20 protein-coding genes and 1 pseudogene are annotated in these 23,518 nt (G+C 60.6%); 13 read left to right on the forward strand and 8 right to left on the reverse strand.

The genetic code is table 11. The annotated features are described in order from the left end of the window. The first annotated feature begins 6 nt into the window (after positions 1-6). The 4 genes from MF6394_RS13475 (at position 7) to MF6394_RS13490 (ending at position 4,771) form a co-directional block, all read left to right on the forward strand. Positions 7-1,233, forward strand: coding sequence for a hydroxymethylglutaryl-CoA reductase (locus MF6394_RS13475; RefSeq protein WP_078466829.1), 1,227 nt, complete (start codon positions 7-9; stop codon positions 1,231-1,233). 2 nt (positions 1,234-1,235) lie between these two features. Continuing rightward, a complete protein-coding gene (locus MF6394_RS13480) occupies positions 1,236-2,717 on the forward strand; it encodes an acetyl-CoA carboxylase biotin carboxylase subunit (protein ID WP_078466830.1) in 1,482 nt (493 codons plus the stop codon). 23 nt (positions 2,718-2,740) lie between these two features. Beyond that, positions 2,741-3,304 carry an acetyl-CoA carboxylase biotin carboxyl carrier protein subunit gene (locus MF6394_RS13485; protein ID WP_078466831.1) on the forward strand — a complete coding sequence of 188 codons (564 nt, stop codon included), beginning with the start codon at positions 2,741-2,743 and terminating at the stop codon, positions 3,302-3,304. Positions 3,305-3,376: 72 nt separating this feature from the next. Next, positions 3,377-4,771 (forward strand): MmgE/PrpD family protein, encoded by a 1,395-nt coding sequence (locus MF6394_RS13490; RefSeq protein WP_070413169.1) that lies wholly within the window; start codon positions 3,377-3,379, stop codon positions 4,769-4,771. Between the two features lie 69 nt (positions 4,772-4,840). On the opposite strand, the gene MF6394_RS13495 is transcribed toward MF6394_RS13490, so the two are convergent. Genes MF6394_RS13495 through MF6394_RS13505 form a run of 3 tightly spaced genes read right to left on the reverse strand, consistent with a single transcriptional unit; the run spans position 4,841 to position 10,274 of the window. Further along, positions 4,841-8,338, reverse strand: coding sequence for an indolepyruvate ferredoxin oxidoreductase family protein (locus MF6394_RS13495; protein WP_070413170.1), 3,498 nt, complete (start codon positions 8,336-8,338; stop codon positions 4,841-4,843). Then, positions 8,335-8,613 carry a DUF2783 domain-containing protein gene (locus MF6394_RS13500; protein WP_070413171.1) on the reverse strand — a complete coding sequence of 93 codons (279 nt, stop codon included), beginning with the start codon at positions 8,611-8,613 and terminating at the stop codon, positions 8,335-8,337. Before MF6394_RS13500 ends, MF6394_RS13495 begins: the two co-directional genes overlap by 4 nt. After that, complete coding sequence (locus MF6394_RS13505) at positions 8,610-10,274, reverse strand: FAD-dependent monooxygenase (protein ID WP_070413172.1); 1,665 nt, start codon at positions 10,272-10,274, stop codon at positions 8,610-8,612. Before MF6394_RS13505 ends, MF6394_RS13500 begins: the two co-directional genes overlap by 4 nt. Positions 10,275-10,689: 415 nt before the next feature. Between MF6394_RS13505 and MF6394_RS13510 the strand changes: the two genes are divergently transcribed. Next, positions 10,690-11,739, forward strand: coding sequence for an EthD domain-containing protein (locus tag MF6394_RS13510; protein WP_070413173.1), 1,050 nt, complete (start codon positions 10,690-10,692; stop codon positions 11,737-11,739). A 43-nt stretch (positions 11,740-11,782) separates the two neighbouring features. Then, the gene (locus MF6394_RS13515) at positions 11,783-13,162 is read left to right on the forward strand and encodes a class II 3-deoxy-7-phosphoheptulonate synthase (RefSeq protein ID WP_070413174.1); all 1,380 of its coding nucleotides are present in this window, start codon (positions 11,783-11,785) and stop codon (positions 13,160-13,162) included. 62 nt (positions 13,163-13,224) lie between these two features. Here the strand turns inward: MF6394_RS13515 and MF6394_RS13520 are convergent, their stop codons facing one another. Genes MF6394_RS13520 through MF6394_RS13530 form a run of 3 tightly spaced genes read right to left on the reverse strand, consistent with a single transcriptional unit; the run spans position 13,225 to position 16,810 of the window. After that, entirely contained in the window at positions 13,225-14,352 is a 1,128-nt protein-coding gene (locus tag MF6394_RS13520; RefSeq protein ID WP_070413175.1) for an NADH:flavin oxidoreductase, read from the reverse strand. Positions 14,353-14,404: 52 nt separating this feature from the next. Then, the gene (locus MF6394_RS13525) at positions 14,405-15,208 is read right to left on the reverse strand and encodes an SDR family NAD(P)-dependent oxidoreductase (RefSeq protein ID WP_078466832.1); all 804 of its coding nucleotides are present in this window, start codon (positions 15,206-15,208) and stop codon (positions 14,405-14,407) included. 33 nt (positions 15,209-15,241) lie between these two features. After that, on the reverse strand, positions 15,242-16,810 hold the full coding sequence (locus MF6394_RS13530) for an MFS transporter (RefSeq protein ID WP_070413177.1): 1,569 nt from the start codon (positions 16,808-16,810) through the stop codon (positions 15,242-15,244). Between the two features lie 167 nt (positions 16,811-16,977). Here MF6394_RS13530 and MF6394_RS13535 point away from each other — a divergent pair. Together MF6394_RS13535 and MF6394_RS13540 are read left to right on the forward strand one after the other, a co-directional pair. Further along, a pseudogene (locus MF6394_RS13535) lies at positions 16,978-17,280 on the forward strand (conjugative transfer ATPase); the annotation flags it as partial. Positions 17,281-17,366: 86 nt separating this feature from the next. Then, the gene (locus MF6394_RS13540; protein WP_331712685.1) at positions 17,367-17,678 is read left to right on the forward strand and encodes an HU family DNA-binding protein; all 312 of its coding nucleotides are present in this window, start codon (positions 17,367-17,369) and stop codon (positions 17,676-17,678) included. Between the two features lie 129 nt (positions 17,679-17,807). On the opposite strand, the gene MF6394_RS13545 is transcribed toward MF6394_RS13540, so the two are convergent. Continuing rightward, complete coding sequence (locus MF6394_RS13545; RefSeq protein ID WP_070413180.1) at positions 17,808-18,080, reverse strand: LasR-specific antiactivator QslA; 273 nt, start codon at positions 18,078-18,080, stop codon at positions 17,808-17,810. Between the two features lie 168 nt (positions 18,081-18,248). On the opposite strand from MF6394_RS13545, the gene MF6394_RS13550 reads away from it, so the two are divergent. From MF6394_RS13550 to MF6394_RS13570, 5 genes are all read left to right on the forward strand, one after another. After that, entirely contained in the window at positions 18,249-18,503 is a 255-nt protein-coding gene (locus tag MF6394_RS13550; RefSeq protein WP_078466833.1) for a helix-turn-helix domain-containing protein, read from the forward strand. Between the two features lie 108 nt (positions 18,504-18,611). Next, positions 18,612-19,568 carry a TIGR03756 family integrating conjugative element protein gene (locus MF6394_RS13555; RefSeq protein ID WP_070413157.1) on the forward strand — a complete coding sequence of 319 codons (957 nt, stop codon included), beginning with the start codon at positions 18,612-18,614 and terminating at the stop codon, positions 19,566-19,568. Next, complete coding sequence (locus tag MF6394_RS13560) at positions 19,565-20,947, forward strand: integrating conjugative element protein (RefSeq protein WP_078466834.1); 1,383 nt, start codon at positions 19,565-19,567, stop codon at positions 20,945-20,947. The genes MF6394_RS13555 and MF6394_RS13560 overlap by 4 nt, the downstream gene beginning before the upstream one ends. Before the next feature lie 3 nt (positions 20,948-20,950). Then, positions 20,951-21,259, forward strand: coding sequence for a hypothetical protein (locus tag MF6394_RS13565; protein WP_070413459.1), 309 nt, complete (start codon positions 20,951-20,953; stop codon positions 21,257-21,259). 10 nt (positions 21,260-21,269) lie between these two features. Continuing rightward, positions 21,270-22,826, forward strand: a complete 1,557-nt coding sequence (locus tag MF6394_RS13570; protein WP_070413458.1) for a conjugal transfer protein TraG N-terminal domain-containing protein — start codon at positions 21,270-21,272, stop codon at positions 22,824-22,826. Between the two features lie 8 nt (positions 22,827-22,834). Here the strand turns inward: MF6394_RS13570 and MF6394_RS13575 are convergent, their stop codons facing one another. Then, positions 22,835-23,200 (reverse strand): DUF3742 family protein, encoded by a 366-nt coding sequence (locus MF6394_RS13575; RefSeq protein ID WP_078466835.1) that lies wholly within the window; start codon positions 23,198-23,200, stop codon positions 22,835-22,837. Between the last annotated feature and the right edge of the window lie 318 nt (positions 23,201-23,518).

Genomic DNA, 23,518 nt, shown 5'->3' on the forward strand with positions numbered 1-23,518 from the left:
ATGGTCATGGCTATTCCAAGGGACCCAAGTAACGATTACCACAAAGAGCAAATAGCCCGGCGCCTGGCCTGGGTCGCGGAACAGACGGACACCCCGTTTCCTTACATTGGCGGTGCGCCGATCAGTGGCGAACAAGTCAAAGGTACCTGTGAGAATTTCATTGGTTTTGTCGGCACCCCCTTGGGTGTCGCGGGCCCGCTGCTAATCAATGGAACGCGGGCCCAAGGTGCATTCATCGTGCCGCTGGCCACCAGCGAAGGGGCGCTGGTCGCCTCCTTTTCCCGGGGCATGAACCTGATCACTGACAGCGGCGGCTGCACCATTACCAACCTGGACAACGCTCAGCCTTCACCTGGGCAGCCGGCCTACCGGTTCCTCGGCGATGCGCTGACGAAGATTTCCGCGATCGTTTTGCACAACGCCAGCGACGCCCCGCAGTTCGACGCCTGGCTCAGGGCGCACATGGTCGACATTGTTGCGACGGCCAACGCCACCAGCAACCATGCGCGTCTGCTGGAGTTGACGCCGCTGCTCCAGGGCGACCTGGTAGGGCTGGCGTTCACCTACGAAACCGGCCACGCCATGGGCCTGAACATGGCCACCAAAGCCAACGAAGCCGTGTGCCGCTACCTCAAGAGCCAATGCCCGCAGTGGGTGGACTACTACTTCAATACCCTGGGAGGCGACAAACGTTTCGTCGCGGACCAGGCCAAAGGGCGTTACGTGTCGGCCAGCGTAAGAATCCCCAAGGCCTTGGTGGAACAGCGTCTGCGCACCACGCCCCTGCGCATGCAGCGCTTCCTGCATGCCTGCAACAGCTTGCTGGCCCAGCGCGGAGCCACCGCGCCAAACATTCACGTGGCCAATGCGCTGACAGCATTGTTCATCGCGTGCGGCCAGGACCCTGCCTTCGTCACGGTATCGTTCAAGAACGCCTGCACCACCTTCGATGTGCTGGACAACGGAGACCTGCTCGCCAGCGTGACCCTGCCCAACCTGATTGTTGGCACCGTCGGCGGCGGCACACGCCTGCCCGCCCAGCAAGAATGCCTGCGCATGCTTGGCTGCGCCGACGATGCGCGCAAATTGGCGGAAATCGCGGCGGCCGTGGCGCTGGCCGGGGAAGTCTCGGTGGCAGGAGCCGTCAGCGCCGGTGAATTTACCCGCGCCCATACCACCCTGGGTCGCGGCCAAAGCGCCGAGGCAACCCCCATACAACTGGCAGGGGCATGACGATGGTGAGTCGAATACTGATTTGTTGTCGCGGGGAAATCGCACACCGTTTTATCCGCACGAGCCAACTGCTGGGCATCGAGACCGTGGTGATTTACAGCGCCGACGATGACGAAGCGCCCTTTGTCCTTGCCGCCGACGCCACTATCCGTGTCGAAGCCTGGGACCCGGCCACGCTGATCGAAACCGTGATCGGTGCGGCGGTGGACTGCGGCGCCGACGCCGTCGCGCCTGGCTACGGGCCCTTGGCGGAAAATGCCTTCTTCGCCGAAGTATGCGGGTACGCAGGCCTGGTGTTTATCGGCCCCAACGTGGCCGCCTTGCGCCATACCGGCGACAAGATTGCCGCCCGCACGGCAGCCCAGCGCGCCGAGGTGCCCGTAGTGCCAGGCCTGACCATCGACGCCGACGTCGAGACTGGCGCCCGCGCGGCCGATGCCCTCGGCTACCCGGTGTTGCTCAAGGCCGCCCTCGGCGGTGGCGGGCGCGGCATCCGCGTGGTGACGCAGCCGGCTGAGTTTGCCGGGGCCTTTGCCGAAGTGCGCCATGAAGCGATGCGCGCCTTTGGCAGCGATCAACTCTACCTGGAGAAATTTCTCGGGGAAGCCGTGCGCCACATCGAAGTCCAGGTGATCGCCGACAAGCATGGCCATTATCTGCACCTGGGCACGCGAGAGTGCAGCGTGCAGCGCCGTCGACAGAAAATCGTCGAAGAGGCGCCGGCCCACAACCTCAGCGACGACGTTCGGCAACGCCTGCATGACGCCGCGCTGGCCGTGGCCCGAGAGGTTGGCTACGACAGTGTCGGCACTGTGGAATTTCTGGTGGACGCCAGTGAGCAGTTCTACTTCATCGAAATGAATGCGCGAATCCAGGTCGAGCATCCGGTGACGGAGCAAATCACCGGCATCGATATTGTCGAGCAACTGATTCGTTCGGCTCAGGGCCAGCCGCTGAGCATCACCCAGGCGCAGGTGCAGTTTCACGGGCACGCTCTGGAGTTCCGTCTGTGCGCTGAAAGTGCCCATGGCGACTTCCTGCCTACGGGCGGCCACGTCAGCGACTACCGCGTCCCAGAGGGGCCGGGGATTCGTGTGGATTCCGGGATCCAGATCGGCTCACTGATGTCGCCGATGTTCGACAGCCTGTGCCTGAAACTGATCGTCTGCGCCAACCACCGAGCCTTCGCCGTGCAACGCGCCCGCGCCGCCCTGGACGAGTGTCTGGTGGCGGGCTTCAGCACCAACCTGCCGGTGCACGCGTGGCTGCTGTCTTACCCGCCCTTCATCGATGGCAGGTATGACCTGTCGATCTGCAACCACTTCCCCTCAGCCCATGCGCTGCCCGCCGAGGATGCACGACTCATGCACGCCGTGGCGGCACTGGCGCGGCATTTACAGCCGCCCTCTGCGCCTGCGCCACGACCGGCCAGCCACCAAGCGTCAGCCTGGACGCAGCGCAACAGCCACTGGCTGTTGTCCTGATAGCCCTCAAGGAGCAAGCCTGCATGAGCAGATCAGCGAACACAGCGTCGCTCACGACATTGGCCGGCAGCGTCGAAGGCGATGCCGGCACGGCACAGGTTCATATCGAAGACCTCGGCAACCAGCGCTATCAGGCGGTGTTTGCAGATGGCCACACCCTCGTGCTGGATATCCTGCGCCAAGACGAACTGCCTCACGGCACCACCCGCTTGGCGCTGAAGGTCGATGGCCAACGCAAGACCGTGCACGTCACCCCCAATGGCGCCCAAGAATCGACCCTGGACCATGCCGGCAGCCGACGCAGCATCAGTTGGCACAGCGCCAGGCGCCGCGACGGCGACGGGGCCACTGCGCGCCAGGACTTCAGTGCAACCCTGCTCGCGCCCATGCCTGCACGCGTGCTGGAGATTCTGATCAGCGAAGACAGCCTCGTCGAAGAGAACCAGCCGTTGCTGCGCATCGAAGCCATGAAAATGGTCATGACCTTGTCGGCGCCCGGGCGCAGGCGGATCCAGACCCTACACATCCAGCAGGACGACGGCATCCTCGCCGGCCAGTTACTGATCACCTTTGCCAAAGTGGATTGAACGTGTTGCACCTCTGACGTCGCCGCAACAGGGCGGCAATCGGTCACGTTTCTCATATTCAATGGAGTTGAAATGACACTGGAAGCCCGCATCACCCAATACTGTGACGACCTGACCTTTAGCGCCATCGACCCCGCAGCCCTGGAAATCGCCAGCCGCTCCTTGCTCGATGCCCTCGGCGTATCCCTGGCCGGCGCCCGTGACGAGGGGGTCAAGGTGCTGGCCGGCATCGTCGAGCAATGGGGCGGCCAACCCCAAAGCCGTGTACTCGGCCGCCAGCAGGCATTGCCCGCACCGGCGGCGGCGATGCTCAACGGTGCCGCCGCGCGGGTGCTCGACTTCGATGATGTAGCCGACCCTTTGGGCACCCACCCCAGCGTGGCCATCCTTCCGCCCTTGTTGGCGATCGCCGACCTTGTAGATAAGCCCATCGACCGGCAGGCCTTCATCACCGCCTTTGTCATCGGCCAGGATCTGTCCATTCGCCTGTCGCGGGCACGGAAGGAAACGCTGTTGGAGAGTGGCCGCTACGACCTGTGCAAGGTGATCGCCGCCACGGCCGCTGCCGGCAAACTCTATGGGCTGCGCGGCACACAACTGCAGCATGCACTTGGCATCGCCTACACCAGCGCCTTGGGCGAAACCCAATGTATGATCGACGGCGCTTCGACGGTGTTCTATCAGCAGGGTCTGGTGGCAGCCAATGCGGTGCGCGCCGTGGTACTTGCCGCCAATGGCTTTACCGGGGCGAGCCAATTTCTGACCGGCCGCTGGGGCTACTACAACGCCTTCGAACCCGGCTCCCAAGTGGAGACCATCGACGCCGACCTGGGCAGCCTCTTCAGCAACACCGACGGTATTGCCTTCAAGCCCTACCCCACCTGCCGCCCGAATACTTCAGCGGTCGCCTTGGCCCTGGAACTGGTGCAGGGGCGCCGTCTGAGCGCTGCCGAGGTGGTGCGCATCGACGTCCAGACCAACCAGCAGATCCACGACCTGGTGAGTGCCCCGGTCGAACGCAAGCAGGCCCCCACCACGGTGGTCGAGGCGCGCTTCAGCCTGGCATACAACATCGCCACGGCACTCACCAACGGCGATCTGTTCATTGATGACTTCAACGAGCAGGCGATCCTGCGACCCTCGATCATCGCGTTGAGTCGCAAGATTTTCCCCCGCCAGGACCCGGCCTGCGAAATTGCCGAACTGGGCACCCACGGCAAGATCAAGATCCGCATCGAGCTGACCGACGGAACGCTCCTGCAAGGCGAGGTCAGCTACGCCAAGGGCAACCCACGAAACCCCATGAGTCAGGAAGAACTGCAGGCGAAATTCAACAAGTGCCTGGCCTATTCGGACGCGGCCCATGCCAAAGCGCAATCGGCAACCATCGTCGACTGGATCTTCGACCGCGACGCCATAAACCCCGCCTATCAGGTACTGGCCAAGGCCCTGCACGCGCCGCTTTAAATCGCCCCAAACGACAACAGGCACATCAAGGATGTGCCTGTTGTCGTTTGGGCCTTGAAGCGCTGGTCTTCAGGAGACTTTTTCTACCTCCACGACCGCGATGCGCTTGACCGCACTGCGCTCCACCTGCCTGCCATCGATCTGCGCCAGCAACTCGACCTGCCGTTGCTCCGCAATGCCGATCGAGCGGGCCTTGACGTGCCCGTACCCGCGAATGGCTTCAGGCAAACGTGCCCAGCTCACCAGCATCGGCAACGTGTCGGCAGTCAACTTCGGCAGCAATGCGATCAACGTACTCTGGTACTCCTCCAGCAGGCGTTGTTCTTCACGACGCTCCTTGAGCAGGCCGAACGGGTCCAGAACCGTATGTCGCAAAAAGCGCAGCCCGGCCAGCGCGCGGAAGACCGGAATGATCCAGCCGGACACCTTGATTTTGCGTGGTTCGCCCGTACGCTTGACCAAGCCATCCAAAAACGGCGGGGCGAGATGAAAGGTCACCTTGGGCCGCCCGACGAAGGATTCGCCCAGGCTGCTCAGAAACGCCGGCGAACTGTGCAGCCGTGCCACTTCGTACTCATCCTTGAAAGCCATCAGCTTGAACAGGTTGTGGGCCACCGCATGGGCCAGCGTAACGTCCCCGAGCCCCTCGGTGGCTTTGACCACCTGCTCGACCAAGGCGCGGTAGCGTGCGGCGTAACGTTGGTCCTGGTAGTCCACCAGCAACGCACTGCGCTGTTGCACAACCTGCTCCAGGGTGAGCGCCTGCGGCGGCTGGGCAGCCGAGGCTGGCTTGAGCTGGCTTTCGACGAAGGCGGGATCCGCCGCCAGCAGACGCCCCCAGGCAAACGCCAGCCGATTGGACTGGACGTCGCCGCCGTAGATTTCCAGCGACCGGTCAAGGGCGCTGAGGGTCAGGGGCACCACGCCCTGCTGCCAGGCGACCCCCAGCAGCAGGATATTCGCCTGCATCGGCCCAACCACTGCCGCCGCCACTTTGCGCGCATCCACGGACTGGTAACGCTCGGCGCCCACAATGTCGATCAGGCGCTGTTCGATAGCCGCAGTTTCCAGACGCAAGGCCGGGTCCAGCAACATGGCACCCGCCTGGACTTCACTGGTGCTGGCAACCACCCGGGATCGGCCGCGCAGCAGCACGTTCAAGGCTTCATCTTCGGACGCGACAGCCAGATCGGAAGCGATCAACACGTCGGCGCAGGCTCGGTCGATCCGATGCTGATGCAACTGCTGGGGGTCATGGGCGAAGCGGATATGGCTGAATACCGAACCGCCTTTCTGAGCGAATCCGGTAAAGTCCAGGACCGACACTTCAAGCCCTTGCAGGTGCGCGGCCATGGCAATCGTTCCGGCCATGGTCACCACGCCCGTGCCGCCAACCCCCGTGATCAGCAGTTCAAAAGTCCGCTCAAAACCTGCAGGTTCGGGCGTTGCCAAGGCCCCGGCCAGGGCCAGGACCTCTTCGGCCGGCAACAGTTTGCGGCGCGCCTTGGCCGGGGTGCCGGTAACCGTGACAAAGCTGGGGCAAAAACCCTTTACGCAGGATTGATCGAGGTTGCAGCTGTCCGTATCAATGCTGCGTTTGCGGCCGAATTCGGTCTCCACCGGCACCACGGACAAACAGTTGGACTTGGTCTGGCAATCGCCACAGCCCTCACACACCTGCTGGTTGATTACCACACGCGACTGCACCTTGGCCGGCGGTAAGCGCTTGCGTCGGCGACGGGCCTCGGTGGCACACACCTGATCGAACACCAATACGCTCACGCCAGGCAATTCCCGCAGGCGCCGCTGGACGCTATCCAAGGTATCGCGATGGTAGACCTTCACCCCGTCCGGCAAGCTGTCGCGGGCCTTGTAGCGACTCGGGTCATCCGCCACCACGACGACTTCGCGCACCCCTTCGCTCAGCACCAGTTCGACCACCTGGCGCACGCTCAGTTTACCGTCCACCGGCTGGCCGCCTGTCATCGCCACCGCATCGTTGTACAGCACCTTGTAGGTGATATTCGCGTTGGCAGCGATGGCTTGCCGAATCGCCAGGTAGCCGGAATGGAAAAAAGTACCGTCGCCCATGTTCTGGAAAATATGCGGAGTCGCCACAAAGGCCATCTGCCCCAGCCAGTCCACGCCCTCGCCGCCCATCTGCACGCTGCCACTGGTGGCGCGGTCGGGCATGCGGGCGGCCAGGGCGTGGCAGCCGATGCCTAACCTGGCCTCACTGCCTTCCGGCAGTTGGGTCGAGGTGTTGTGGGGGCAGCCCGAACACAGGTAAGGCGTGCGCTTGAGCCAATGGAACTCACGGGACACCGGGCCCTCGATCCAGTAACGCGGTACGTCGATGGCCAGGCCGAACGGCGCCAGGCGCGTCGACAGGACCCGCATGATCCTCGACGGGCGCAATTCTTCGGCGACCGACAACAGCGGCTGCCCGCGCTCATCGAGTTTGCCGATGATCAAGGGCCGGTTCTCCGGCTTGGCGTTGAACAGGCCACGCTTGAGTTGGTCCTCCACGACGCCTTGTTTTTCTTCGATAATCAGCACCCGCTCACAGCGCCGGGCCCAGGCCTCCAGCACCGGCGACAAGGGGTAGACAACGCGGATGCTGAGCAGAGCGACGCCAGCCTTTTCCAGCGCGCCCAGCGACACTCCGCCTCGCTCCAGGGCTTCGCGCACGTCGCCATAGGCCTTGCCGACCGCCGCGATCAACAACCGAGGAAAGGCCGGCGCCACTTCCACTCGGTCCAGAGGGTTAGCCCGAATAAACCGCCGCGCCGCCTCGATCTTGTGAGAAAACCGCCGCTCGATCTGCATGCCTGGCAGGTCCGGCCAGCGCCAGTGCAACCCATCGGGGCCCGGGTCGACGGCCGGCGCCACGAAGCGTGGCGCTGCCACCGCATCGACTGATCTGGAGGCTTCAACGGTTTCGGTCACAGCCTTGAACCCGACCCACAACCCGCAACACCGCGACAGCGCCCAGCCCCACAAGCCGCAGTATTCATAGTCGGCAAGCCCAACCGGATGGATCACCGGCAACCCCCAGGCCATCAACGCCTGATCCGACTGGTGGGACATCGACGACGAGACGCAGCCATGGTCGTCACCGGTGACCACCAGCACCCCGCCATGGGGCGACGAGCCATACGCGTTGCCATGCTTCAAGGCATCCCCGGAGCGGTCAACACCCGGTCCTTTGCCATACCACAGGCCGAAGATGCCGTCGTGCAACCGGGCCGCATCGCTTTCCACCCGCTGTGTGCCGATCAGCGTGGTCGCCGCTAGGTCTTCGTTGATCGCCGGCTGAAAGCGGATATTGGCTTTTTCCAGCAGCGGCCTGACCCGCCACAGCTCCTGGTCCAGCCCGCCCAGGGGCGACCCTCGATAACCGCTGACAAATCCTGCCGAGTTGATACCCGCCGCCCTATCCGCAGCAGCCTGGGCCAGCAGCAGGCGCACCAGCGCCTGCTGGCCGCTGAGGAAGACTTTCCCGGCAGGCTCCTCAATGCCGCGCAAGTAACGAGAGTCGAGCCGATATTCCAGATCCAGAGTCATGTCCGAGCCTCTTGAGTGTGCACGTGATTTGGATGGGAGGCAGTGACAGAAAGGGTTTTCAGTCCTTGGCGGGCGATCAGAATCGCCTCTCGCAGTACGGTTTCATCGCCAATATGGTTCATCAGCAGCAGCACCAGTTGGGCATGAAGCAAGTGCCCGGCCGACGCATCCAAATCCTGGCAGGCGTCCGTCAGCAGTTGGAAATAACTGTCCGGGCTGCTCAAGCGGCATTCCGTGGCCAAGCCAGTGCTCGAAGGGATGGCTGACGGGCTCATGACACTTGCTCCTGTGCATAGGCCAGCACTTCGGTGGCTGAAGCGATGGCAATGGCACGCTCGATGGCCAGCGGATCGAGAAAGCTCAGGGTCGTCAGCACATGCTGGTCCGGACGGATCACCACCACTTCCCCCGGCTGTAACCCGTAGCGCGAAACCGCCAGGCCGGCGTGGTCCCACAGCAGGTCAAGCGTCGCTGCGGGCTCCCGCGAGCTCAGCACGATGACGTCGACCGGGTAGGCCGAGGCAATCGTCTTGGGCACGGCGCCTGAACCGGGCTCATACACCAGCACGGTAAACCCCCGGCGCCCCAGGTGGTTGAGCAGCCAGTCGGGCTGGCCGCGCACGCTGATCGGCGCATCGGGAGCCGCTGTACCGGGTGAAATCCGCCCCCCGTCAGGGTCGGCGAAATGCTCGAACTGACCCACCCCTTCCAGCCGTGCGGGTTTTGACAGGCGCCCGGAGTTAATCAGCGCCCGCCCCCAGGACGTGTTGCGAGCCAGCGCCAATGACGCTTCGCGCAGCACGTGTACGGCAGGACTGGGAGGGGTGATGAAATCCGCGCTGCGGGTGGAATTGAGGATGTTTTCGTCGGCGGCGAACACCCGCTCCTCGTCATATGATTGAATCAGCGAGGTTGACGCACCGTGCAGGAGAATACCCGCCAGGCGCCAGCCCAGGTTGTCCGCATCCTGAATCCCGCCATTGCCTCCGCGCCCGCCAAATGGGCTGACCTGATGCGCGCTGTCACCTGCAAAGACGACCCGCCCCTGCACAAAGGTCTCCAGCCGCCGGCAGCGGAAGGTGTAGACGCTGATCCAGTCGATACGCAACGGCGTCTGCTCACCGAACATCGCGTGCAGCCGTCGGGCGACTCGCTCGGGCTCGCGCTCTACGGCAGGGTCGGCGTCGGGGCCCAGCTGGAAATCGACTCTCCACAGATCATCCGGTTGCTTGTGCAGCAGCACCGAATGGTTGGGATGAAAGGGTGGGTCAAACCAGAAACGCCGTTCTGCAGGAAAGTCCGGCTTCATTTCCACATCGACGATCAGGAAGTGGTCATCGAACACTTTGCCGATAAAGGGCAAGTCCAAGGCATTGCGCACCGCCGACCGAGCACCGTCGCACGCGACAAGCCAGTCACATTGCAGCTGGTAGGCGCCGTCAGGGCATTCAACGCTGACGGTCGCCCCCTCGGGCCGGTGCTCGACCCCCACCACCCGGCTCAGGCACTGCAGGTCCACCAGGCCCGTGGCCAGACACGCCTCCACCAGCCATTGCTCGATGTAGGTCTGCTGGATATTGAGGAAGGCGGGGCAGCGAAAGCCAGGCTCCAATTGGAAGTCGAAACTGAACACTTCATGATCTTTGTGAAAGACCCGGCCGAGTTTCCAGTCGACTCCCTTTTCCCGCAACTCATCCGGCAACCCGAGGCGGCCGAGAATTTCCAGGCTGCGCTGGGCAAACACAATGGCTCTGGAACCTTCCGTCAATGTCTGCCGGGCCTCCAGCACCACGCTCGCCACGCCTCGACGGGCGAGATCAAGGGCCAGGGTCAACCCCACCAGACCGGCACCGACAATCACGAGGGGCACCGTGCGGGCCGTGCTGAGCTGAACATCCAAAGGGGTGGAATAGGTCAAGCTGGACGGCTGATGCATGAGTCGTCGCCTCCGATGGCAAAGTGTCGCGTTCACGAACGCAAGCAGGTCCTGGCAAGGAACTTAGCTCCCTTACGCGTAGTACGCAAGTACGCCATAAGTGAAGATTTATAGTGTTAAAAACTATGTTTATAGCGTTTTTGACTACCCATCAGACGCTGTTCCTCTACGCCGCCTTGCCCTCCCGGCAATCAATCCCTTGATAATAAAAACAATTAAACCCAGAAAAACCAGAGCTTCCAGCTCTCTTACACCGCCACGCCGATCCCGTTCGAGAAAAACCCGAAAAACTATATTGCAAGCGATCTATTCGTGAGCTACTTTATTTTTCGAGATGAGCCCATGTTGAACAGAAGCCCAGGCGTACCGGGACGTCGAGTCCATGGAAGGGCAATGACTTATTTCAGGAGAAGCCATGATCGACATCATCCAGGAAGGCGCCGCACTCACGTCCGATTCCGCCGCTGAGAGTCAACCGCTGACGGTGCTTTGCACACTGTTGTCGCGCGCCGACAACACGCCGTTGAGTCAGCGGCGCAAAGGCCCGCTGCAAATGCTCGACCTCTATGGCGAAGTGCTAGGCGACCCGGCCAACACCGCGAACGCCTTTGAAGTGCAACCCAATCTCAACTTCGAAAAATGGACCGAGTACTGGCGCAAGACTCACGGCCCGCGTTTCACCCATGCCCTGCCGACCCAGGCGGACGGACACCATCCCTTGCTGCGCTACGACCAGATCCACCGCCTCAGCGCCGGCCCTTCCAACCTGCGGCCGCTGCCGTATCTGCCACCCCTCGATGAAGACGGCCGGCTGTTCGACACGGTGATTGGCCATGTGCCGCCCTATCAGCGCTCGGAATGGGACGGCATCGCCTACCTCGGCTTCGCCAATACCGACGCCTTGCAAGTCACCTTCGGCCACGAGGAAATCACCCGGGCGATCCTCCCCGAGGACCAGGTGATCTTCCGCGAACTGTGCCCGATTCTGTGCCGCCAGCACATCGTGATACCCAGCGCCACCTCCAGGGAATCAATCCTGTTGATCAGCCTGGTGCGCCGTGACCCGGCGTTGAGCCGCGACCAATTCCAGCAGCGCTGGCTGGAGGAATATGCCCCTCGCCTGCTGGCGCAACCGGCGGCCCACCGCCTGGTCAGGAGATATGTGCAATTGCATAACATCGGCCCGATCGTCGCGGGCCAACCGCTTTACCACGAAGTGGGCAAGGACATCGACGGTGTAGCCATCACCGCATTCGGCTCTATCACAGACCTGGAGGAATTCCTGGTTGACCCAGCGATAGCCGCGCTCACCCAGAGCCAGTTGCAACTGATCGACCCGCAACACCATGAGTATTGGACCGCCCTCGCCTTCCAGGTAGTCAACCAACTGACCGGTGAAACCCGCACCACCAGCCACGCGCCAGTTCAACAGGACGTCACCGAACCCGCCGAAGCAGCGACCTGATCAACACGATCAATCCCCTTATGGAACAAGCGGAGATGCATCTATGCCCAATGAATGGTCACCCTCATCCTGGCGTGAAAAAAATGCCCTGCAATTGCCCGAGTACGCCGACCCCGAGCGCCTCGCCGCCGTCGAAGCGCAGCTGCGCAACAGCGTGCCGCTGGTGCTGGCCTCCGAGGTTCGCTCACTGAAGGCGCGCCTCGCCCAAGTCGCGCGGGGTAAAGCGTTTTTGTTACAGGGCGGTGATTGCGCCGAATCCTTTGCCGAGTTTCACCCTGGCGGGATCCGGGATCTGTTCCGAGTCTTTCTGCAAATGTCAACAGTGCTGGCCTTCAGCACAGGCGTACCGGTGGTCAAGGTGGGGCGTATCGCCGGGCAATTTGCCAAGCCACGCAGTACGCCTCACGAAACCATCGACGGCGTCACACTGCCGAGTTATCGCGGCGACATCATCAATTCCATTGAGTTTAACGAGCAGGCACGCCGACCCGATCCCGAGCGGATTCTTCTGGCCTACCACCAATCCAGCGCGACGATGAACCTCTTACGCGCCCTGGGCCGCAGTGGCTTTTCCGACATGCGTCATGTGCAGCAGTGGAACACGCGCTTTATTGCCAGCGCACCGGAGGGGCGACGATATCAGTTGATCGGCCGGCGGATCGAGGAAGCCCTCAAGTTCATGAATGCCTGCGGCGTCTCACCGGAATCGGTGCAGGCACTGCGTGAGACCGAGCTGTTCACCAGCCACGATGCCCTGCTGCTCAACTACGAAGAGGCCTTCACCCGACTCGACTATGCCAGTGACGAGTGGTACGACTGCTCAGCGCACATGCTGTGGATCGGCGAGCGCACGCGCGGCGTTGACGATGCCCACGTAGAGTTCCTCAAGGGCGTGAAGAACCCTATCGGCCTCAAGTGCGGGCCCACCCTGCAGGAAAACGACCTGCTGCAGTTGATCGACGCGCTCAACCCGGAGAACGAGGCCGGGCGCCTCACCGTGATCGTACGGATGGGCGCCGACGTGCTTGCAGAACGCCTGCCGCAACTGGTGCGCGCGGTGAAAACTGAAGGCCGCGATGTGGTGTGGTCCGTCGACCCGATGCATGCCAACACCATCAAATCCAGCACCGGGTACAAGACGCGTCGTTTCGCATCGGTCATTACTGAAGTCGAGCGTTTCTTCGATGTCCACCAGGCAGAAGGCACCCATGCCGGCGGTGTGCATTTGGAAATGACCGGCGCCGACGTCACCGAATGCACCGGGGGTGGCCAGCGCATCTGCGACGCGGACTTGAGTAATCGCTACCATACCCATTGCGACCCGCGCCTGAACGCGTCCCAGGCACTGGAACTGGCCTTTCTAATTGCCGAAAAACTGAAGATCGAAAACCCCGAACCGGCGAACCTTGAGCTTGCCCTTTAAGCCCTTACCGCACACCATAAAAAGCCCATCCGATCAGGCTCGGATGGGCTTTTTATCGGATATCAAACGTCCGTCATCATCGCTTCGCGATCAAAACGCTTGATATCCAGCAAGCGGTTTTCGAACACTTTGTTGGGCCATTGAGGATCCGCCAGCAGCATCCGCCCCAACGCCACCAGGTCCACCGCCCCCGACTGCAACTGTTCCAGCACCGGGGCCAGGTCTGCCTGCCCGGCATCCGGACTTTCGCTGCCGCGCAGCTGGGCAATGGAGTAAGCCTTGTCCAGCCCCACGCTGCCGACCATCATGACCGGCTTGCCACTCAAGCGCCGGGTCCAGGCGGCCAGGCTGTCGGCGCTACCCTCGAAGGCCGGCTCCCAGAAACGTCGCGTGCTGACGTCGAAAATATCGACACCGGCCTCCACCAGAATGTCGAGAAAGACTTTCAGCTCGTCGGCATTGTCGACAATCCGCGCCTCGTAATCACTGATTTTCCATTGGGAAAACCGGAACATGATCGGGAAGTCCGGCGCAGTAGCCTCACGCACAGCACGCACGACCCGCGCCGCAAGCCGGGTGCGGTTGGCCAGCGAGCCCCCGTAGTCGTCCTCGCGCTGGTTGCTCCTGCTCCAGATAAAGCTGTCGATCAGGTACTGATGGGCACCGTGGATTTCCACCCCGTCAAACCCGGCGGCCTGTGCATCCCTGGCCGCCTGGGCATAGGCCGCAATGACCTGCTCGATATCGTCAAGGGTCATCGCCTTGACCACGACGTCGTCGCCCTCTTTGATTTCCGTGGGGCCGTAACCCGGCACCTGAGGGTCCGGGCCCATGCCCGGGCGTCGGATCGGGCCGACGTGCCACAACTGAGGTACGATGCGCGCGCCCGCCTGATGCACCGCCCCTACAACCCGCTTCCAGCCCTCCAGTGCCTGAGGGCCGAAGATATCGGGTACATTGGTATAGCCATTGGCAGCTGGGTGGCCGATAAAAGTGCCCTCGGTGACGATCAACCCCACCCCGCCTTCGGCCCGACGCTGGTAATACGCGGCAGATTGCTCGCCAGGTACACCTCCCGGCGAACGCTGACGGGTCATGGGTGACATGACAATACGGTTTTTCAAGCTATGCCGCCCAAAGGGGATTGGCCTGAACAGCACTTGGTGCTGGGGTTCACGCGCTTGACTCATGATGTGCTCCTGGACTGATTCGCGAAGACGAAACGGCACACGCAGTGACCGCTCACGCGGTACTGGCCAGGAATCCGCCATCGATGCGCAAGTTTGATCCATTGATATAGGCCGCCCTCGGACTGGACACAAAAGTCACCAGGTCGGCCACTTCATGGGGCCGCCCCAAACGTCCGACCAGGGTCGGTGAAATCTCCGCGGCGATCTTGCTTTCAATGGCCGGCCAGTCGCCTTTCCAGGCATTTTTCTGCGCCACCGAATGCCAGTGGTTCTCTGCAGCGGGTGTCAGCACATCCCCTGGGCTGATGCAGTTAGAGGTGATGCCCGTACCACCAAACTCCTTGGCGAAGGTTACCGCCAGGCTCACACAGGCCGCCTTGGTCGCCGCGTAGGCGCCAAAATTGGCGAAAGGCCGCGTGGCGGCGATACTGCCCAAGGTGATGATCCTCCCCCAACCGCAGTCGATCATGCCGGGCGCCAGCAACCGCACCAGGCGGATCACCGAGCCGACATGCTGGTCGTACAGATTCAGCCAGTCGGCAGTCTCGCTTTCCAGTACCGGCGTGGGTGGAAACGCGCCCGCATTGGCCACCAGAATATCAATGCCGCCGAAGGCTGCCAGCGCATAATTAACCACCTCGCGCGCCTGATCGTCACTGACCAGGTCGCCACAAGCCACTGCGGCCCGCCCTCCCGCCGCGTGAATGGCGGCCACCACCGCCTCACTTTCAGGCCGTCGCCGGCCATGAACAACCACTTCGACACCTTCGGCGGCCAACGCCAGGGCAATCGCCTTGCCGATGCCGCTGTTGCTGCCGGTGACCAATGCTCGTTTACCCGTCAGTTGTAAATCCATTTATCCACCTCAACGATTGGTATACCCAAGTGTTCAGTTTTTTTCCGGCGCTCCGCCGACATTGTCAACTTTCACCGTCAGCGCACACAGCACCGCACACACTGCCGTCAGCACCGCAATCAACACCAGCACCGCGCTGAACGAATGCTGATAAACCGTGGCCAGCAGTTGCCCCAGGGCGTCCTTGTCGGCGCTGGCGGCCTGCCCCAGCACCGAATTCAGTTGGCCGCTGGCAACGCGGCCCGCCCAGTCACCGACCCGCGCAGGATCCAACAATGGATTTTCACCCGACAACCGCTGCAAGCCCGAAGCTGTATACCCCACCAGCAACGCACCGATGATCGCAATGGCAACCGCTTCGCCGGCGACCCGCATGGTGGTGAAAATACCGGCCGCCATCCCGGCGCGCTCCTTGGGCACCACGCTCATGGACAGGCCGTCCATCAGCCCCCAGGGCAAGCCGCTGCCAATGCCGATGACCAGCATCGGCAGGACGATGGTCCAGATACTTGCGCCCGGTTCCAGGGCAAACGCCAGCCAGCATTCACCCAGCGCGGCCAGCAGCAGGCCGGCGCCGCACAGGTAACCAGGGGCAATATGGCGCGACAGTGAGCCGGCCAGGAACGGCACGATCAGCATGGGTGCGGTCAGCGGCAGGATGGCCAGACCCACTTCGGTCTCGTCGTAGCCTTGAACGCCGATAAACCAGATCGGCAGGTAGACCAGCAACGCGACAAAACAGAACCCGGTGGAGATGGGTAACAGCTGCACCCCGACAAACCGCGGAAACCGGAACAGACTCAGGTCGAGCATGGGCTCGCGGGACTTGAGTTCTACGATGACAAACAGCAGCAGCAACACGCCGCTGCCCACCAGCAACGCAACGACATTGGGATAGCCCCAACCCTTTTCCGGTCCAGACACGATCCCCAGGATCAGCGCACCCAAGGCCAGCGTAAACAAGGCGATGCCCCACCAGTCGATACGCTTGGCATTGGGATCACTGGACTCATTGACCTTCTGGAAACTGAACACGAATACCAGCAGTGACGCCAGGGCAATTCCGAAAAACAGCGCGCGCCACCCCAAGTGAGCAATCAGCACCCCCACCAGCATGGGCCCGAATGCCAGACCGACACCGAATGAGGTTCCGAGGAAACTAAAGGCCCTCAGCCGCAGATGATCATCGAACTCCTGGGCGATAAGCGCAGAGGCGGAAGTCAGCGTCAGCGCCCCGGCGATGCCTTCAATGCCACGGAATACGTTGAGGAACGTGATATTCGGCGCAAAGCCGATCAACAACGACGTGAGAAAAAACAATAACAGCCCCGAAATAAAGCATCGCTTACGACCGAATCTATCTGCCAACGCCCCTCCCGCCATCACGCAACTGCCAAAGGCGACATTGTACGCGTTGACCACACCGCCCAATTCCAGCAGCGAACCGCCTAGGTCCCGGGCAATCATCGGCGTGGCAATCGCAGGGCCGGTGAAAACGATGGGAATAATGATTCCCGCTGCGCAAAGCGGTATCAACACTGAGTAGCGGTTCTTCGAGACCGGTTGAACGCGTTCTTCCAGGAGTTCTTGAGAAATGCCCATTTAGTCATGCCCTCGACTCGAAAAAATCCTTAAACCTCTGCCAGGCTATAGCGGCCAACCACTCTTACAGCTGAGGAAATTTAAGTTTTATGCTCTCACGCTGATAGATCGCATGCAACTCAATTTTAGTCTCTGAATGACTACTTACGACTAGTCCAGATAAGAAAAACATGCCACCCGTGGAGAATGAGGAAATCGCCCGCTTCAAGAAGCTCACGCCGGCACAGAAAGCTTTGTTGCTCTCCGCCAGTAAGGAGCCTGGGAAATACACTGAGGGGGTCGTGCTGTCGAAAAAACTCGAAACGCTGTTTCGAGCCGTGCCACCCAGCCTTTACCTCGCTCTTGCCATGACGGAGCCCGAGAAAAAAGCCGAACGCTGGAGGTTGATGCAGGAGAACGGTTGCTCGGAGTTGGAAGCGGCTCTCCAGGTAGCTGAGCGTATTGACCAGGCCCGTGGAATCGGGACATAAGGACAGATTTGGAGCCCATATGGCGTTACGTCTGCGCAGGGCTGGAGTGCCGTTTTTTGGTGGATGTGCCCGAACTATCTGCGTAGATTACTCATCGACACTCAGCCAAGCGGAAGGAGTCACACATGAATAAAAACGATCTAATCGAGGCCATAGCGGGCTCAGCCGACCTCCCGAAGTCCACCGCGGGACGCGCACTGGATGCCCTCACAACCATCATATCCACTGCGTTGAAAGGCGGTGAAAACGTCACCTTGGTTGGTTTTGGCACCTTTGCGGTCAAAGCGCGTGCAGCGCGCGACGGACGTAACCCTCAAACGGGCGCCACCATCAAGATTGCAGCCTCGAAGACGCCTAGCTTCAAAGCCGGTAAATCGCTGAAAGACGCGGTTAACTAGACGCTGGTGGCGATTACCTAATACCAACTCTGCGAGAGCGCTGGTATTGGGCTTCGGCAGCCGAAACGCTGGCTGAACTCTGGGAGCCTTCGAACTATGTGTTTGAACGCGTCTTGAGCGGCGTTTCTTTCAGCTTTGATTTGAGCTGGGTGGCACACTGCTTAGCCGCTGCTGAATCCTCAACAAAAAACCAGCTTCAAAAGCATCCTGGCAATCACCGACAGGAAAGGTTTTGCGCGTTTGCGCCAATTCCCACCACAGTGGAATCTCGCCGGACGTATCAAGCCAAGCCTGGGCGCATTGCACGCCACGTTCGATCATTGGGGCAAATTCGTTGCCCCAAGGTGTCAAAAGACTCGAGCAACCATCCGCCGCAGGAATTGAAACGTAGTTTTCGTCCATACACACCCAAGATTTCTGATTTATTGTTAGACGCGCAGGCCAGCCCCGAAATCTTAACGACACCAAATGAACGCTCGATAACAGGCAAGGGCATCAAATAGCCTAGATCAACGCCAATGTAGACTATATCCCGTGGATTGAGAGTCCCTCAAGGCGCAATTTGCGCGCATGACTCAAGACTACGAACAGCTTCGTCTGCAGCTGGCGGAAAACATCCGCTTGATGCGACGCGTGAAAAACCTTACCCAAGAGCAGCTCGCGCTCATGGCCGAGGTGGATCGCACGTACGTCAGTCAAATCGAGCGATGCACAGGCAATCCGTCGCTGTTGGTCCTGTGCAAGCTCGCCAATATTCTCGAAATCACCACAGATCAGCTACTTGTAGAACCCGATATCCTGCGCAGCGCCCTTCACGTCAAATAATAGTCTCACGTCTCACAAATCCGATAGATCTGCCTTCATAATTTCCACTGACAGTCTTCCGCCCGAAACCGAACCTGACCTGGCCATTCACCTTATTGAGCCTGGATCATGCCTGTTGCCTGCTCGTCCATCCCGCCCACAAAGCTACGGCCTTTGGCGCTGAGCGTCCTGCTGGCGTGCGGCCCAAGCATGGCGCTGGACACCGGCAGCATTACGTCCTCTGCACTTTCGCCAAGCTGTCTCGAATACAGGGTCGTCGGTATTTGTTTCTGGCTCCTGTGCACACCCTTCGGCTGCACAGTCAAAACCTCGACCAAGGTGCGTCATTTCATTCCTGAGCTGGTGGTTTCGAGCTACGCCACTACCGGCAATAATCCATGGACCGAGATGGCCACCCTCTCCGTTCCCATCAATGGTGCGGAAGGTGGCGGCAACCTGATCACGCCAAACACCCACCGCGACAACCTGCCCCGCTTCAAGAACGTCGATGGCATCGGCCACCCCGGTGGCTGGATCGCCACGCAACTGGCTTCGCAATCCGGCTACGCCTGCGCCAGCGGTGCAACTGCACTCATGCCTTACTACCTGAGTACCCTGGATTCACTGGCCTGGCGCCATGGCATCCCAGAAAGTTTGTACCCCGAGTCGCTCGTACCGGGGATCCATGAAATTGGTCGTCAGGCTTCGGGAAACATGTGGGGCAACGTTTATCCCCGCCAGGGCTTTCTGGTACAGCCCGACGATTTCAAGGCGGCCGCAGTCATGGCGCAACGGGCCGGCGACGTGGTTACCCGCAACTGGCAGCCGCATGTGTATGTAGCGCTCACGCCCGCCAAACGCGACGGCTACTGGCCACCTGGCCCGATCGTTGAAAACGACGCTTCGACCCACACATGGCAATTGCTCTACCCTCAGGTTCAGCCCACGTGCGCCATCTTCCCAAGCGATCCGGTACAGAGTTCGGACGGGGGCTACGCCTGGTCGTTGTGGCGGCCCTATAGCTGTTGCAAACGTGAGGGACAGACATTCCTGTTCAGCATCGACTTCGAAGGCGGTGCTTCATGAGCCGGCTTCACGCGCGACCCTGGTTGGGCACAATGAGTCTGGTGCTCTATGGACTACTCGCCATGGCCACGCATGCCCACGCCGCCGAAGGCGATTACCGCCTGGGTACTCAGGGCGAAGTACTCGACGACCGAGTGATGTACACCATTGGTGGCGGCTCGGCAGCGGGCTCACCAAGTTCGCTCTATCGCCCCAACGGGCTCGGCGTCGGCGCGTCCTGGCGAGCAAACATGATGTGCGGAAACATGAGCCTGACCAATACTCTGCAAAACCAGTTGAACGGCTTCACCGAAGGCTTCCAGCAGATCATGGGCAGCGTTGTGCAGAACGCGACCCAAGCGGTGATGTCGCTGCCAGCGTTGATCATCCAGCGCGCTAACCCCGGTCTCTATGAGTTGCTGAGTAACGGGGTGATGCAAGGTCGTATCGACTTCGACCGCTCCAAGCTGACCTGCCAGGCCATGGCCGAAAAGATGGCGGACAAAATCGGTCAAGCCGGCTGGGGCGCATTGGCCAAGAACCAGGAGATGCAGGGCAACCTCGAACAAACCGGCGGTGATGCGGTGGCCGCGGTGAAAAACACCGAAACCCATAACGGCAACAAGGGGGTGTCCTGGGTCGGCGGCTCAAAGGCTGGAGGTAATGGGCAAACACCTATTCGGGTGACTTCCGACGTAGTACGCGCGGGCTATAACCTGCTCCATAACCGTACGGTGGATGATAGTGCCTCGATCAGCAGCAGTGATTGCCTGGGTGGCGCTATTTGCCAGACCTGGGCTTCGCCCCAGGAGGAATCCGAATGGGCCGTTCGCGTATTGGGCGAGAGCGAAATCGCGACCTGCGACAGCTGCGAAACCCTGCGTGCTACCGCTGGCAGTGGATTGACGCCCCTGATCCAAGAAACCTACAACGAGCACCTGAAGGCCCTGCAAGGGATGCTGTCTGGCTCCCTGCAGCCTACCCCTGACAACCTGGCCAAAGCCTCCAGCTCAATGCTGCCGGTGACCCGTGGTGTGATTGAAGCCTTGCGTGACGATCCTGATCAGGAACTGCTGGCGCGACGCCTGGCCAGCGAGACAGCCTTGTCCAGTGTGCTCGATAAAGCGCTTCTGCTGCTGCGCACACTGCTGGCAGGCAGCCACGAACCAAACATTGCTTCTGCCGAGCCGGCCCAAACGGCCTTGGCAAAAAACATCGACACGCTGGAGCGTGAAATACGCCTGCTGCAGGCCGAACTACAGGTTCGGCAGATGCTGGCCACCAACACCGCCAGCCTGGTGCTCGATCGGCATGCCGGAGGCGCCGATGCTTCGCGTACCGTCGAGCAAGGCGACCCTGAGCCGGGCCGACTCAATGATGCTGACGCCAGGCGTAAGTGAGCCATGAAACGCTCACCGCTATTCACTCTGCGTTCAGGTCTGGGGATTGCCGTGCTGATGATCCTGACCGCCGCACTGGTGGCCTGGATCGGCCGTACTGCGCTGGGCAGTTTCGAGGCACGGCAGCAGGCAATCGAATCCGTACGACCTTATCTGCGGTGGTGGCGCGCCCTGCTCTACGGCGCCCTCTTTGCGCTCTGGTGGGATCTGCTTCGGCGCTACCGACATCGACCCCAGGATCGACTGCGCGTGAAACGCATCGGGACATTAGGGCTCTTGCTCTTTACCTGCGTCGAGCTCACTCGATTGTGAGGTCACCACCATGCTCATGAGCACCAACAGCTACCTGGAGTTTTACCTCTCCCTGCTGGCCTGGATCATCAACAACGGTATCTGGAACGTCATGTCCGATACTGGACTATTCGCTGCGCCCTTCGGCGCGATCATCTTGCAAGAGTGGTTGTCGGCCCGTCAGCAAGGCGCGGATGAAGGCAACAAAGGATTGCTCTCGGTACCTCGAATCGAGAACCGGCTTTGGCTGGCCTACATTGTCGTATTGTTCGGCTGCGCGCCGGTCTTTCCGCTAAACCTCGCTTCAATGGCGTTTGATGATGCAGCGAGCCAACGCTGCGGTGTCAGCGTGGCCAAGCCAGCAGAAACTGCCTGGGGCACCACGTTCAACACCATCGGCGAACGCTCTGCAAACGTGCCAATCTGGTGGTTTCTGGTGCACGCCCTGAGCAAAGGAGTGACCGCAGCGGCCACCGCGGCCATCCCCTGCGCACCGGATATCCGACAGATGCGCATGGAGATCGACAGTTCTCGCATCGATAACCAGGTATTGCTACAGGAAGTCGCCGACTTCACTCGCGACTGCTACGGCTATTCCCGCTCTCGACTTTTCACCAACCGTCCTCAGTTGGACAAGGCACAAAGTCACGATGCGTCCTGGATCGGCTCACGCTATTTTCTCGACACGCCGGGCTACTACGACACCGATCGCTCACGGACACCGCGAGTCAGTTGGCCCTATGATGAAACCCGAGATACTTCCTTGCCACGGTTGGAGAATGGCGCGGGCTACCCCACTTGCAGACAGTGGTGGAGTGAAAACGGTGTCGGGTTGCGCGAGCGCTTGATCGAGCAGGTCGATCCTTCGCTGCTGACTCAACTGAAAGGTTGGTTGACGGGCCGTTCAAGCAACGAGATCGAAGATGCCACCCTGCGTGAGCTGGTCAGCCCGCGCCAGCAATCGCTGTCCATGTCGCCCGGACAGGTGTACCAAGACTACGGCTCCAGCGCTCGTGGCGGTTCGATCAATCAGGGGCTCAATAACCTGGCCACCAATACCGGGTTGGCCCTCGGCTCCTTCAGCAACTTCCCGGCAATGAATGCACTACGCGCAGCCTTGCCGATGGTGCAGGCGTTCCTGATCATGGGCATCATCATCAGCTTGCCGCTGATCCTGCTGGTCAGTACCTATCAGTTGAAGACCGTCATGACCGTGACGTTCGCGCTGTTCACCTTACACATGCTGACCTTCTGGTGGGAACTGGCGCGTTGGGTCGACTCCAGCATGCTCGATACCCTGTACAACCAGGTTTCGGCTTCCAATCAGGTGCTGTTGTCGCTGCCCACATCCGGGTTTATGGATGGGACTGTCACCGCGCAGGTGATCGAGTACGTGATGGGGGCGATGTTCATCGTGCTGCCGATGGTTTTTCTAGCCACCATGAGTTGGGCCGGATATAGCGTAGGTTCAGGCGTAGAAGGAATGTTCAGCAGGGGAACCCACGCAGCACAGACAGCGAGCTCTAACGGAACCTCTCAGTTGATGAGCGGTGCAAGAATTGTTTCGGGTAAATCGAGCTCAAAATAACCAAGAGGCTACTTCAGAGAACCCCATTTATCGTACCGCTCAGGCCAAGACGTTCTATGCATTGGATCATCGAGATCGTCAATACCTGGAGTGTCTGAATCTTGAATTGGGATAGCTGCTAATACGACGATTGTGCACATCAGCACAAATAACCAGAAGCTGACAAAAAGAAATACTCCGAGCAGAGCCAACTTGGCAGTCAGAAAACTCGCGCGAACAAGAAATTTACCTGCGGGCATACCTACCGTCTCCGCACGCTCAACCACGCGGGATTCAAACGTTTTCAACCTACGGTAACCACGCTTCACCGACATACCACAGACGTGCGCCCAGCGGTGGGCACGTGAACGCTGAACAGGTTGCTGAATCGGCATGGTCTCGCCCTCTTCTGAGCGTTTTCATGGTTGAGACAAGAGCAATAGCGTACTACTGAAATCGGCCGGCGTCTGACCGTTTATCAGTTTGCCCCAGCCGAAAAATCTTCACTGGAAGACAGAAGACAAGCTCCGTGAAACAGCGTCTCTACAGTCATTGACCCATACAAATCGTCCAGTTAAATACAAGGTACGGATCGCTGTTATCGACAGCACTTTCCCAGGTAGTCAGAACCTTCAAGGCTACGTCACTTCGATGATGGTTCTTCCCCAAGTGCGATTAGCGTTCGGTAGCTCGCACGGTCACCGTTTCTACGG

The sequence above is a fragment of the Pseudomonas sp. MF6394 genome (assembly GCF_002018845.1).
Classification (GTDB): domain Bacteria; phylum Pseudomonadota; class Gammaproteobacteria; order Pseudomonadales; family Pseudomonadaceae; genus Aquipseudomonas; species Aquipseudomonas lactis.

Excerpts from the sequence above, each read along its gene's own strand:
- MF6394_RS13490 (WP_070413169.1), top strand. The coding sequence starts at position 3,377 with ATGACACTGGAAGCCCGCATCACCCAATACTGTGACGACCTGACCTTT.
- MF6394_RS13555 (WP_070413157.1), top strand. The coding sequence starts at position 18,612 with ATGCCTGTTGCCTGCTCGTCCATCCCGCCCACAAAGCTACGGCCTTTG.
- MF6394_RS13495 (WP_070413170.1), bottom strand. The coding sequence starts at position 8,338 with ATGACTCTGGATCTGGAATATCGGCTCGACTCTCGTTACTTGCGCGGC.
- MF6394_RS13515 (WP_070413174.1), top strand. The coding sequence starts at position 11,783 with ATGCCCAATGAATGGTCACCCTCATCCTGGCGTGAAAAAAATGCCCTG.
- MF6394_RS13500 (WP_070413171.1), bottom strand. The coding sequence starts at position 8,613 with ATGAGCCCGTCAGCCATCCCTTCGAGCACTGGCTTGGCCACGGAATGC.
- MF6394_RS13480 (WP_078466830.1), top strand. The coding sequence starts at position 1,236 with ATGGTGAGTCGAATACTGATTTGTTGTCGCGGGGAAATCGCACACCGT.
- MF6394_RS13565 (WP_070413459.1), top strand. The coding sequence starts at position 20,951 with ATGAAACGCTCACCGCTATTCACTCTGCGTTCAGGTCTGGGGATTGCC.
- MF6394_RS13505 (WP_070413172.1), bottom strand. The coding sequence starts at position 10,274 with ATGCATCAGCCGTCCAGCTTGACCTATTCCACCCCTTTGGATGTTCAG.
- MF6394_RS13510 (WP_070413173.1), top strand. The coding sequence starts at position 10,690 with ATGATCGACATCATCCAGGAAGGCGCCGCACTCACGTCCGATTCCGCC.
- MF6394_RS13520 (WP_070413175.1), bottom strand. The coding sequence starts at position 14,352 with ATGAGTCAAGCGCGTGAACCCCAGCACCAAGTGCTGTTCAGGCCAATC.
- MF6394_RS13550 (WP_078466833.1), top strand. The coding sequence starts at position 18,249 with ATGACTCAAGACTACGAACAGCTTCGTCTGCAGCTGGCGGAAAACATC.
- MF6394_RS13485 (WP_078466831.1), top strand. The coding sequence starts at position 2,741 with ATGAGCAGATCAGCGAACACAGCGTCGCTCACGACATTGGCCGGCAGC.
- MF6394_RS13575 (WP_078466835.1), bottom strand. The coding sequence starts at position 23,200 with ATGCCGATTCAGCAACCTGTTCAGCGTTCACGTGCCCACCGCTGGGCG.
- MF6394_RS13530 (WP_070413177.1), bottom strand. The coding sequence starts at position 16,810 with ATGGGCATTTCTCAAGAACTCCTGGAAGAACGCGTTCAACCGGTCTCG.
- MF6394_RS13560 (WP_078466834.1), top strand. The coding sequence starts at position 19,565 with ATGAGCCGGCTTCACGCGCGACCCTGGTTGGGCACAATGAGTCTGGTG.
- MF6394_RS13570 (WP_070413458.1), top strand. The coding sequence starts at position 21,270 with ATGCTCATGAGCACCAACAGCTACCTGGAGTTTTACCTCTCCCTGCTG.
- MF6394_RS13475 (WP_078466829.1), top strand. The coding sequence starts at position 7 with ATGGCTATTCCAAGGGACCCAAGTAACGATTACCACAAAGAGCAAATA.
- MF6394_RS13545 (WP_070413180.1), bottom strand. The coding sequence starts at position 18,080 with ATGGACGAAAACTACGTTTCAATTCCTGCGGCGGATGGTTGCTCGAGT.
- MF6394_RS13525 (WP_078466832.1), bottom strand. The coding sequence starts at position 15,208 with ATGGATTTACAACTGACGGGTAAACGAGCATTGGTCACCGGCAGCAAC.